General features: G+C 66.0%; 9 protein-coding genes. 6 read left to right on the plus strand and 3 right to left on the minus strand.

Annotated features, from left to right (window positions below; genetic code table 11):
- Window positions 1-134 precede the first annotated feature (134 nt).
- From AC2JAJ_RS02115 to AC2JAJ_RS02130, 4 genes are read left to right on the plus strand one after another with little or no spacing between them, the layout of a single operon-like run.
- On the plus strand, window positions 135-1,577 hold the full coding sequence (locus AC2JAJ_RS02115; RefSeq protein ID WP_486414462.1) for a DUF3375 domain-containing protein: 1,443 nt from the start codon (window positions 135-137) through the stop codon (window positions 1,575-1,577).
- Entirely contained in the window at window positions 1,574-2,206 is a 633-nt protein-coding gene (locus AC2JAJ_RS02120; RefSeq protein WP_486414461.1) for a DUF4194 domain-containing protein, read from the plus strand. Before AC2JAJ_RS02115 ends, AC2JAJ_RS02120 begins: the two co-directional genes overlap by 4 nt.
- Window positions 2,203-5,610 carry an ATP-binding protein gene (locus AC2JAJ_RS02125; RefSeq protein WP_501053328.1) on the plus strand — a complete coding sequence of 1,136 codons (3,408 nt, stop codon included), beginning with the start codon at window positions 2,203-2,205 and terminating at the stop codon, window positions 5,608-5,610. Before AC2JAJ_RS02120 ends, AC2JAJ_RS02125 begins: the two co-directional genes overlap by 4 nt.
- Window positions 5,600-6,832: a Wadjet anti-phage system protein JetD domain-containing protein gene (locus AC2JAJ_RS02130; RefSeq protein ID WP_486414459.1), complete on the plus strand. Its 1,233-nt coding sequence runs from the start codon at window positions 5,600-5,602 to the stop codon at window positions 6,830-6,832. Before AC2JAJ_RS02125 ends, AC2JAJ_RS02130 begins: the two co-directional genes overlap by 11 nt.
- A 76-nt stretch (window positions 6,833-6,908) precedes the next feature.
- On the opposite strand, the gene AC2JAJ_RS02135 is transcribed toward AC2JAJ_RS02130, so the two are convergent.
- On the minus strand, window positions 6,909-7,529 hold the full coding sequence (locus tag AC2JAJ_RS02135; protein WP_486414458.1) for a flavin reductase family protein: 621 nt from the start codon (window positions 7,527-7,529) through the stop codon (window positions 6,909-6,911).
- Window positions 7,530-7,687: 158 nt separating this feature from the next.
- Here AC2JAJ_RS02135 and AC2JAJ_RS02140 point away from each other — a divergent pair, with 158 nt between their 5' ends.
- Complete coding sequence (locus AC2JAJ_RS02140; protein ID WP_486414457.1) at window positions 7,688-7,930, plus strand: HAD family hydrolase; 243 nt, start codon at window positions 7,688-7,690, stop codon at window positions 7,928-7,930.
- 250 nt (window positions 7,931-8,180) lie between these two features.
- Here the strand turns inward: AC2JAJ_RS02140 and AC2JAJ_RS02145 are convergent, their stop codons facing one another.
- Both AC2JAJ_RS02145 and AC2JAJ_RS02150 read right to left on the minus strand, forming a co-directional pair.
- Window positions 8,181-9,023, minus strand: a complete 843-nt coding sequence (locus tag AC2JAJ_RS02145; protein ID WP_486414456.1) for an esterase/lipase family protein — start codon at window positions 9,021-9,023, stop codon at window positions 8,181-8,183.
- A gap of 396 nt (window positions 9,024-9,419) precedes the next feature.
- A complete protein-coding gene (locus AC2JAJ_RS02150) occupies window positions 9,420-9,584 on the minus strand; it encodes an SDR family oxidoreductase (protein ID WP_486414455.1) in 165 nt (54 codons plus the stop codon).
- Window positions 9,585-9,678: 94 nt separating this feature from the next.
- Here AC2JAJ_RS02150 and pdxA point away from each other — a divergent pair, with 94 nt between their 5' ends.
- On the plus strand, window positions 9,679-12,051 hold the full coding sequence (pdxA, locus tag AC2JAJ_RS02155) for a 4-hydroxythreonine-4-phosphate dehydrogenase PdxA (RefSeq protein ID WP_501053329.1): 2,373 nt from the start codon (window positions 9,679-9,681) through the stop codon (window positions 12,049-12,051).
- Window positions 12,052-12,072: the final 21 nt, after the last annotated feature.

Below are 12,072 nucleotides of genomic sequence, written 5' to 3' on the forward strand. Positions count from 1 at the left end.
CGGATACGTAATTTTCGGAGAGCAGGCTGGTTGCTCCTCGCTTTGGCGGGCAACGCGCAGGCCGCTGCGGAAAATGTCGCAGCCGTCCCCTAGAGTGAATCCAGACGGAAGAGCCCTCAGAACACGGAACCGGCATGGACTTTTACGCCATCAATTCCCTGCGTGAGAACCACGCGGGCTGGTCGCTCCTTCGCGCCCAAAACGGACCCCTCGCACTGGCCTTCTTCATGGCAGCTTTCACCAGCCCCAACAAACGGAACCTGGGCCGCCAGGAGCTGGCCGATGTGCTGGACGACGTCTTGTTCGGACTGCGGGACTCCGAAGGCGAGGATCGGTTTCCGAGGCCGGCCGCCGAATACCTTGATGACTGGGCCTCTGATGAGCGCAGATGGCTCCGGAAATACTACCTGCCAGGAGAGGACGAGCCGCACTACGACCTCACAGCGGCGGCCGAAGACGTGATCCGCTGGGTGGAGAACCTGCGCGGACGCGAGTTCGTCGCCACGCAGTCGAGGCTCACCAGTATCTTCGCCGTCCTTGAGCAACTGGTCCAGCAGTCGGAAACGGACCCTGAAGTCCGGCTCGCCGAGCTGCAGCGGCAGCGGGACGGAATCGACGCCGAGATGCAGCGGATCAGGGACGGCAACATCCGCGTGATGACCGGCCCGGAAGCCCTGGACCACCTGCAGCAACTGACCACCCTGGCCAAAGACCTGCTCTCCGATTTCCGTGAAGTCGAACAAAACTTCCGGAAACTGGACCGCCAGGTGCGGGAGCAGATTGCCACCTGGGACGGAAGCCAGGGGGAACTGCTGCAGTCAATCTTCGACAACCAGCAGGACATCAGCAGCTCGCTCCAGGGCCGTACATTCCAGGGCTTCTGGGACTATCTGATGTCCCCGCAGCTCCGCACGGAACTTCAGGACCTGCTGCAGCGGGCCACCCGCATCGAAGCCCTTGCCAACAGCGACAGCCTCCAAGCGGTGGCCAACCTGCACCAGGACTGGCTGCCGGCTGTGGAACAGACCCAGGCAACCGTCCGCCAGTTATCCCAGCAGATGCGCCGGCTCCTCGATGACAAGGTATTCCTCGAGAACAAGCGCATTATGCAGCTGATCCGCAGCATCGAATCCGCCACCCTGGGCACCCGGGAGGCGCCGCCGTCGGGCGCTTTCATGGAGATCGACGCTCCGTCCGTGGATGTCATGCTGCCGTTCGAACGGCCGCTGTACGAGCCCAGCCGCAAGGTTCTGGTTGAGGATTCGATCGAAGCGGCAGAGGACCTGGACGTGGACGCCGGTGCCCTGTTCAACCAGTTCTACGTGGACAAAGAACGCCTACAGGCCAACATTGACGCCGTCCTGGCCGAGGCGGACCAGGCAACGCTCGCTGAGATCACCACGGCCTACCCGCTCTCCCAGGGCCTCGCCGAGGTGGTGGCGTACTACCAGCTGGCCACCGAATCCGACTGGGCCACCATCGATCCCGAACAGTCGCAACACCTGTCGTGGCAGCTGGCGGACGGCAGCATCCGCGAGGCCACAATCGAACAGATTATCTTCGGAAGGCCGGCATGAACCCCGCCACCAGCGAAATGGAAATCCGCACCCCTGAGGAACTTCCCGGCGTCGTCACCCGGCTCTTCAAGGGCGTGCTCTACGCGGAGAATGACGAGAAAGTATGGCAGTCCCTGCTCGGCCTGACCTCGCACGTCAGGGACTACGTGTCCGTACTGGGCCTCGAATTGATCCTGGACGAATCGGAGGGCTACGCGTTCCTGCGTTCCCGCGAGGATCCGGACGGGACGCTCCCCCGGCTGATCGCGCGCCGCACCCTCACATTCAACGTCAGCCTGCTGCTGGTGCTGCTCCGCCGGCGCCTGATGGAGTTCGACATCAACAGCAGCGAGGCCCGCCTCATCATGACGGAGCAGGACATCGTGGACATGGTCTCGCTGTTCCGGCCGGACTCCAGCAACGAGGCCAGGAACCTGGACCGGCTCCGCACCGACATCAAAAAGGTGGTGGAGCTCGGTTTCCTGCGCAAACTGAAGGGCCAGGCGGACACGTATGAAGTGGCGCGTATTTTGAAGGCTTACGTGGATGCGCAGTGGCTGGAGGAGTTCGACGCGCGGCTGGCTGACTACCGGGCGACACTCGCCGGCGAGCCACTCGCCGAACCCGGCGCAACGGAGGAGGGCAAGTGACGGCACAGCTCAGCGGCGACCTGCAGGAGGGCCTGTTCAGCCTGGACGAGGCAGCGGACAACGCCGGCACTCCACCGGGCTTCCGGCTGCACCGTTTGGAGCTGCTCAACTGGGGCACTTTCCACCGGGGGGTGCGCACGTTCCGGCTGAACGGGGCGAACAGCCTGCTCACCGGCGACATCGGTTCCGGCAAGTCAACGGTGGTGGACGCCATCACCACGCTGCTGTTGCCGGCGCACAAGATTGAGTACAACAAAGCGGCGGGCGCGCAGAAGAAAGAACGCTCCCTGATGTCGTACGTGCGCGGCTACCACAAGAGCGCCCGCAGCACCGGCGGCGGATACTCGAAGCCCGTGGCGCTGCGCGGGACGGGCCAGCTGACCGTGGTCCTGGGCATCTTCCACAACGCCGTTCTGGGCAAGTGGGTTACGCTGGGCATCACGCTCTGGGCCACGCAGGAGGGCGGGCAGCCCAACCGCTTCTATTCACTGGCAGAGGCCGAGCAGTCCATCGCGGCCGATTTCAGCAACTTCGGCCAGGACCCGCTGAAACTGAAGAAGAAGCTGCGCGCCGCAGGGGTTGACGTGCGGGACGCGTTCGAGCCGTACGCTGCGGCGTTCAAACGGCAGTTCGGCATCAGCGGAAACCAGGCCATGGAGCTGTTCCACCGCACGGTGTCCATGAAACAGGTGGAAAACATCACCTCCTTCGTGCGCGGCAACATGCTCGAAGAGGACGACGTCGCCACGCGGATCACCAACCTGATCCACCATTTCGACGACCTCAAGAAAGCCCATGACGCCGTCCTCCGCGCCAAGGACCAGATCGCCCTGCTGACGCCCATCAGGGAAGGCGCCGCGCAGCACGCCAAGCTGAGCGCCGAGGACGAGCTCGCGCGGAAACAGCGGGACCAGCTGCATCCCTGGTTCACGGACCGGAAGCTGCGGCTGAGCCTGGAGCACCAGGCCGAACTGGACCGCACGGGCAACCGGCTGCAGGAGGACGCCGCTCGGCTGGGCACCGACATCAAGCAGCTGCGCCGCGACCTCGCCGGGGTGGAGGAGGACATCCGCACCAACGGCGGCGGCAGGCTGGCGGCGATCGACGCCGACCTGTCGCGGTTCGCGGCGGAGTCCGCGGCACAGCGCCAGCGCTTCGAGACGTACACCGCCGCCGCCGCAGACCTGGGGCTCCAACCGCCGGACGACCGTGTGCTGTTCGACGCAAACCGTGCCCGCCTCGCCGGGGTGGAAGAGGAGCTGGCACATCAGGCAAAGCAGCTGCAGGATGCCATCACCAAGCACTCCATCCAGCAGGCGGAGCAGGAGACCCGGGCCAAGGAAATCGCGGCCGAGCTCACCAGCCTCCAAGCCCGGCGCAACCTGATCCCGCTCCCTCAACTGGACATCCGCCGCCGGCTCTGCGATGGAACCGGCATCAAGGACACCGACCTGCCCTACGTGGGCGAGCTGCTCAAGGTCCGCGACGGCGAATCCGCCTGGGAGGGTGCCGCGGAGCGGACGCTGCGCGGCTTCGCGCTCTCGCTGCTGGTACCGTCCGAGCACTACGCTGCGGTCAGCACGTGGGTGGACGCCAACAACCTCCGCGGCCGCCTGGTCTACCTGCGCGTCGGGAACTCCCATGCACCCAAGATCGCCGAACCGGGAACCCTCGCCGCCAAGATCGCCATCAAGCAGGGCACTCCGTTCCGGGACTTCCTGCAGGATGAGCTCAACAGCCGGTTCGACTACTTCTGCTGTGTGGACCTGGCCGATTTCCGCCGCTACCCCAAGGCGCTGACGGCCAACGGCCAGCTCAAGGGCGGCCGCGGCCGGCACGAGAAGGACGACCGCAAGGACCTGGGTGACCGGCGCAACTACGTGCTGGGTTGGGACAACCACGACAAAATCGCACGCTTCCGCACCGAGCAGGACGAGATCCAGGGAAGGCTGAAGGTCCTGACCACGGAGCTCGGCAAGGTCAACGAGCAGCTCGGTCTGCTGGGCAGGCAGAACCAGCAGCTCGGAACCATCGGCTCGGTCCGAGACTTCGGCGACATCAGCTGGCAGCTCACGGCGCGCAAAATCGAAGAGCTCAAAGCCGAAAAGAGGGAGCTTGAATCCGCCAGCGACGTGCTGCAGCAGCTCATGGCCAAGCAGTCCCAGGTGGCGCAGGAGCTGGAGCGGCTGGAGGACAAAGCCGGAAAGCTGCAGCAGCGGCTTGGCGCCAATGAGAAGGATGCCCGGGACATCGCCGAGGCGATCGAGGAGTGCCGCGGCGTCCTGGCCTTGACCCCGGTGACGGACGACGCCGTGGTGCTGGCCGCCGTCGCACGCCTCACCGAGGCAGCGCTCGGCGACAAGCCGCTCACCTACCGGAACACGGGCACCGTGGAGAGCACGGTGCGGGGCGGACTGACGGACACCATTGACGCGCTGGCGAAGCGGATTGCACGGGCAGCCGAAAGCACCGTCCGGCAGATGGCGGACTTCCGGAACAAGTATCCGAACGAAACCACAGATTTTGATGCTTCGCTGGAGGCCGCCGCGGACTACAACCGGCTGCTGGAGCAGCTGGTCAGCAACGACCTGCCGCGGTTCGAGGCGAAGTTCAAGGAGTCGCTGAACCAGAACACCATCCACGAGGTGGTGGCGTTCAACGCGTTCCTGGACAGCCGCAGGCAGAATATCATCGACCGGATCGGCGAAATTAACCAGTCTCTGGCCGGGATTCCCTACAACACCGGCCGGCACATCCAGCTGGAGCACCAAGCCACCTCGGACCAGGACGTGCGCGAGTTCGGGAACGATCTCCGGGCCTGCTCGGAAGGCACTATCGGCGACGAGGACCAGTACTCGGAGCAGAAGTACCTGCAGGTGGAGCGGCTGATTGAGCGGTTCCGCGGCCGCGAGGGGCTGACCACGCTGGATGAGCGGTGGACGGCGAAAGTCACCGACGTGCGGAACTGGTTCACGTTCTCCGCGTCCGAGAAGTGGACGGAGAACGGCGAGGAGTACGAGCACTTCACGGATTCGGGCGGCAAATCCGGCGGTCAGAAGGAGAAGCTGGCGTACACCATCCTGGCCGCCGCGCTGGCGTTCCAGTTCGGTCTGGGGTCCGGGAAGGGCACCGGCCGCAATGCCGGCAGCGGGCGGAGTTTCCGGTTTGTGGTGATTGATGAGGCATTCGGGCGGGGCTCGGACGAGTCGGCGCGGTACGGCCTGGAGCTGTTCCAGCGGATGAAGCTGCAGCTGCTGATCGTGACCCCGCTGCAGAAGATCCACGTGATCGAACCGTTCGTCTCGCATGTGGGCTTCGTGGCCAACACCAACGGCGATGATTCCCAGCTTCGCAACATGACCATCCAGGAGTACCGCGAGGAGAAGGAGCGGCGTGCCCGCTGAGTGGACATCGCTGGCGGGGCTGCGAGCGCAATCAATGAAGGCCTGGAACAGCGGGGCGTTGCTCAGGGAGGTGCTGGAGCCCACGGACCTGTACCCCCGCCGTCGTACTTTGAAGCGTCCGACGGCGGCGCAGCTGTTGAGCGATTACGCGGCTGTCCGGGATTGGGCTTCCACGCTGGCTGCCGCTGCCGGTGCCTACTCTTTGGAAACTGTTGAGGCGGGACGGCGCACGGTGGGGTCCAATAGGATCCCGGCCGCGGCGATGTTCACGACGGTGGATGATGAAATCGCTTTTGTCGGGAAGACCCGGGAAGCAGCACGGTTCCGATCGCTCGCTGAGGGCCTGGATAGGCTGGATCCCCTGCTCGTGGGGTGGGCTTCACGGCGCCCGTTGAAACTCCTCGAGCTCGGTCCTGACGCGCTGACGGCGGGGCGCGTGGCTTTATGGCTGCGGGACAACAATGCACCAGGGATCTATGTCCGGCAGCTCGGCCTGCCGGGAGTGCACACCAAGTTCATCGAGCGGCACCGGCAGGTGATCGAGCAGATGCTGGCCGCGGTGGTGCCGGGTCCGGAGGCAGAGGATGCGGACCTTGCTGGTGTCCCGGACGCCTCCGGTGCGGATGTGGCGTTGGACGACGGTGCCGGCCGCACTCCCGCCGCCCGGTTTGCCCGCCGTCACGGTTTCCTCCACCCGCCCGAGCTGGTCCGGTTCCGCGTCCTGGATCCGGCAGTCGAGGTCCTCGGCGGCGCCCGGGACATCACCGTCACGGCCGCTGCGTTCAGTGCGCTGCGGTTTCCGGTGCGGCGCGTAATTGCCACAGAGAACCAGGTCAATTTCCTGGCATTGCCTGAACAGTCCGGAACGATGGCATTGTATGGGGGCGGTTACGGTTTCTCGTCGTTGCGGGATGCGGCCTGGTTGCGGGACTGTCATGTCCTCTACTGGGGTGACATCGATACCCATGGGTTCCGAATCCTGGACCAACTCCGGGCGATCCATCCCCATGTCGAGAGCGTTCTGATGGACGAAGCAACGTTGCTGGCGCACCGTGACGCGTGGGGCAAGGAGCCTGCCCCTTCGGATGCGGTGCTGAGGAGGCTGAACCCTTCCGAAGCGGCCCTGTACGCAGCGCTGGGCAGCGATACGTGGGGAACGGGTGTTCGGCTTGAACAGGAACTGATCAGCTGGGACTGGGCCTTTCCACGGCTTCTCGGCTAACAGGTCCCGCTGAAGGGAAGGGACGTCCATGCCGGGTGTCCCTTTCCTTTTCCCGCACAACGGGGGTTGGCGGCACCTAGGCCTTCGGCCGGAAATGGCCCGGCCAGTCCTTGAGCCGGATCCGGCCGAGGTCCTGGATGGCGCCAAGCGTGCCCCACTCGTCCAGGCCGAGCCGGGCCAGTGGCTCCAGCAAGTCGATCCGCGGATGGGTGCCATCGAGCACGGCATCGCTCACGGCGGCATGCGTCACTTCGCCGAAAACAAGGGTGGAGTCCCCTATCGGCAGCACGGAATGGAGGCGGCATTCGAGCACTGCCGGTGACTCCTTGACGCGGGGCGCGGCCACGGTGAGGCTCGGCTCCCGGGTCAGGCCGGCGGCGTCGAACTCGCTGACCTGAGGCGGGAAATTGGTTCCGGTGGCATTGACCTCCTCCAGGAGTGCGGCCGGGGCCAGGTTGACCACGAATTCCCCTGACTCCGTGATGTTGCGGAGCGAATCCTTCTCGCCCACCGACGTGAACTGCACGATGGGCGGATTCGTTGACGCCACGGTGAAGAAGGAATGCGGTGCCACATTGTCAATGCCCTCCGGAGAGACGCTCGAGACCCATGCGATGGGCCGGGGCACCACCACTGAGGTCAGCAGCCGGTAGAAATCGCGGGCGGACGTCGCCGTGGGACTGAAATCGGTTCGCATGCTGCCAGACTAACGGTCAGGGCAGCCAGGAAGGACACAGCTCATGGGTTCCAGCCATACCGTTCACCATCAACCGGACGGCCGGTGCGGGCCGTCCTCTTCGACACCTTCGGGACTTGAGTGGACTGGCGCACCGGTGTGGCAAGGGAGGTGACCGGATGCCCGGGGAGAGCCTGGAGGAGCTGAACAAGTCCTGGCACCGGCTGCCGCCCTGGGCCGACAGTGTGCAGGGCCTGGCAAGGATCCGCCGCCGGTCCATCGTGGGGCCGCTGTCCAATGGCAACACCTCACTGTTGCTGGGCATGGCAAGGAACGCCGGCCTGCCGTGGGATGTGATCATCGGCTCGGACATGGCGCGCACTTACAAGCCGCTGCCCCAAGGCGTACCTCCGGACTGCTGAATTCCTGGACCTCAACCCTGGTGAGGTGATGCTGGCGGCGGCCCACAACAGCGACCTGCTGGCTGCCCGGGAGTCCGGAATGGCCACGGCGTTCGTGGGCCGCCCCACCGAATAGGGGCCCTGCCAGATGGCGGACGTGGCCCCGGACGGCGACTGGGACCTCGCAGCCTCACGCATCACTGAACTGGCGGACCAACTCGGAGCCTGAACCGTAAGTCGCGAGCCGGCGCCGGTCCGCCGGTTTGATTGGCTAGAGGCAGGCTGGCTGGTAGGCAGGGTCTGCGGGACCCGATGGCTGGGCCAGGGCGTTGCCGACGAGCTGGTGCACCACGGGATCGTTCGGCGTCTGGTCGTGCTCGAAGACATCGGCCGGGCACTTGTCCTGGATGGTGATGTTGGTGACCTGCCGGGCGGAGCCGTTAAGGAACTGGCTGTTGTACGGGATGACCACCTCGTCGTACACCGTGGAGAGGACCGTGTATGAGGGACCGGCGACCGTATCGCCGATGGAGTTGAGCTCCTGCATGAAGGCCGAGCCGGCCTGCTGGTCCGCACAGGCGGCACAGCCCGCGGCAGTGTAGTCGGGCGTGGGCACCAGGTCCGGCGGCGGGAGGATCAGCCCTTCGGTTCCGTGGTTGGACGGTGCGATACCAACAAGGTGGTGGACATACTTTGCACCGCCCAGGAAGCCCATGTAGTACCGGGGCATCATGCCGCCTTGGCTGTGGCCCACCAGGTCCACCTTCTTGGAACCCGTGGCGGAGCGGACGGCGTCAACGAATGGAGCGAGCTCCTTGGCGGACTCTGCCACCGGCGCCGTCGCATAGACACCGTTCGTTTCGCCGTAGTTAAGGGCGAAGACGCAGTACCCCTGGCTCTTGAGGTACGGCGACAGGGTGGACCAGTTCTTCTCCATGCTCTCGAAGGTTCCCGGAACCAGGACCACCGGATACGGGTGCTCTGCGGACGGTTTGCAGGACCAGTCGTTGGCCCCCGGCGGGGAGATTTCGACGGCTTGGGCGGGAGCGGCCATCAGGGATGAGGCGAGGACCGCGCCGGCGGCAACGGACAGTGCCCGGGTAAGGAATGACATGGAAACCTCTTTGTTCATCTGTCTACGGGGGGGCCGGAGCAGCTGCTCTTGGGGTCCCGTAAGCTCCGGCCGGGGTTTTCCATGCTGGCAAAGCTGCCGTGCCTCCGCAGCGGATCTGAACAAACGTGCGGCCACTTCCACGGCCCGGACCGGGTCATCGTCCTGCCACTGTGACCACGGGGTAAGGGGCATTGTTACTGGTGAGTAGCGTTTTGGGGTCCGCTGGCCGAGTGGGAGCACGCACAGGAGCTCCTGCACAAACGTGCAACGTCGCTCGGCGGCGCCCGAGACGCCGGAACGGTGCCAGATCGCCGGAACAGTGCCAGATCGCCGGTCCGTTCCGGCGTTCCGGCAGCGTTCCGGCGATTCGAGTGCTGGCGAGGCCAGCGGCTGGTGTCAGAGGGAGGCGCCGCCGCAGATCACGTAGTTCTGGCCGGTGATCGACTTGCCGTGCGGGCCCAGGAGGAACGCGGCCAGGGCAGCCACGTCTTCCGGGTCCACCAAGGCACCCTGCACCGCTGCAGCGTCCGCCAACCGGCGGCATTTGCGCGATTTGCGCAACCCCCATAGCGTGAAACGCGCAACCGTGTCATGATGATGGGGAGCTTCCCGCTGTGTGGCGGGATCCCAGCCGACTACGGACGAGAGGAGCAGCGTGGCTTCCGTATTTGTGCAGGCCGACGATTTCTCCGGCGCCGCCGAGGTTGGCTACTGCTTTGTGGAACATGGGCTGTCCGCGCAGGTTCTCCTGGATGCGGGTGCTTCAGGAACACACGACGGCGGGACCTCCTTGGGAGGGTCCGTCACCGACGTGGTAGTCGTGGACACGCATTCCCGCGGGCTTCCGGAATCGGCCGCCGAGGCGCTGGTCCAGGACGCCTTCTCCGGCCCCGAAGCGTCAGGCGCGCAGGTGCTCTTCAAGAAGATGGACTCCCTGTGGCGCGGCAACATCCGCAGCGAAATCTCCGCACTGACCAGCCTCGGTTTCCATGCTGTGGTGGCGGGGGCACTCCCCCAGCTGCAGCGTTCCGTGGTGAACGGGCGGCCGGTGGCGGGCGGCATTCCGCTGGCGGAAACGGACCTGTGGCAGGCCGAGCTTTCGGCCCCGCCGGTTGACGTTGCGTCGCTGCTGCGCCCGGCGGACCCGGCCTCGGTTCAGACCCTCGGCCTGGCTGCGGTCCGGTCCGGCACGCTGAGCACCAGGCTGGCCGGGCTGCTGAACTCCAACCGGCCGCAGGTCGTGGTCGCAGACGGCGAAACAGTCCGGGACCTGGAGTCCGTGGCCGAAGCCTTGCTGGACCTGCACTTCTCCGTCGGCGGCCGGCGCATCGTGCTGGTGGGCACCGGCGGGACGGCCGATGCCCTCGCCCAACGGCTGGCGACACAACTTGCGCGAAATGCGCAAAGTGTGGCAGTGGCGGACGCAACCACCGCAGAGCCGCAGGAGACCGCACGGCCGGTGCTCGCCGTCGTCGGCTCCGCTTCACAGACCGCGCAGGCGCAGCTGGCCCAGCTCGAAGCCCGCGGCTTCCGGGTGGTCCGGCTGCATCCGCTGTATGCAGGTGCCCACGGCGCCTATGCGTCCCAACTGGCCCAGGTTTCAGCCGATTTACGGGCAGGCCACCGCGTAGCCATCACACTTGCCGCTTCAAAAGTGGACCCGTCCGGGTCAGCCCGCATCGTCCGTGCCCTGTCGAAGTTCGCGGCCGAGGCAGCGAAGGCAACACCCACTGACCTGATCCTCACCGGCGGTGAGACGGCCCGGGAAGTCCTGGACGCCGTCGGCCGCTCCAGCCTGGTGCCGCTCGCGGCCGTGCAGCACGGGGCGGTGCTGAGCCGCGCCGATGACGGGACGCTGGTGGGCACCAAGCCCGGAAGCTTCGGCGACGACCTGGCCCTCCTGCAGCTGTATGACGAAATCAGGGAGCGCCGTGGCCAGGCCGCGGGAGCTTCCGCCAACACCCTTCCCCGCAAGACTTCCGAAGAATCTGGAGCGACAATGACTGACTCAGCAACGAACAACCAGCCACTCCCCTACGTGGCCGTGACCATGGGCGACGGCGCCGGGGTGGGCCCGGAGGTGGTGGTGGCCGCCGTGCTGGATCCTCAGAGCAACGCCGAGTGCCGGCCCGTGGTGATCGGCGACGCGCTGCGCCTGCGCCAGGCCGCGGACATCCTCGGTATCCAAGCGGACATCCAGAGCATAGAGAACGTGGAGGACGCGGTGTTCACGCCGGGCCGGGTCAACGTGATCGACCTGGCGCTGCTGCCGGAGGACCTGCCGTGGGGCCAGCTCTCCCCCGTGGCCGGGCACGCCGCGTACGAGTACATCCGGGTGGCCAGCGAGCTGGCGATGGCCGGGAAGGTGCAGGCCATCTGCACCGCGCCGCTGAACAAGGAGGCGCTGCACGCCGCAGGGCACATCTTCCCCGGGCACACTGAACTGCTGGCGCACCTGACGGGCACGGAGGAAGTGTCCATGATGCTCTCCACGCCCAAGATCCGGGTGATCCACGTGACCACGCACATCGGGCTGATGGATGCGATCCGGAAGATCAACCCGGACCTGGTGGAGCGGACCATCCGCCGCGGCCACGAGGCGCTGGTGCGGGCGGGCATCCCGAACCCGAAGATCGGCGTTTGCGCCATCAACCCGCACGCGGGCGAGAATGGGCTGTTCGGCCAGGGCGAGGAAGCGGAGAAGATCGAGCCGGGTGTGAAGGCGGCGCAGGCGGACGGGATCAACGCGGTGGGCCCGCTGCCGGCGGACACGCTGTTCTTCCTGGCCGGCCGCGGCGACTACGACCTGGTGGTGGCCATGTACCACGACCAGGGGCACGGGCCGGTGAAGGTGCTGGGCATCGAGGCCGGTGTGAACATCACGGTGGGCCTGCCGGTGATCCGCACGTCCGTGGACCACGGCACCGCGTTCGACATTGCCGGCAAGGCGATCGCCGATTCCCGGTCCATGGTGGAAGCGCTGCACCAGGCCTCGGAAATGGCCGCCCGGCCGTCCGTGGCCGTGTAACCCTCCGATTCAATGGGGGCC

The organism is Arthrobacter sp. MOO21 (assembly GCF_057369995.2).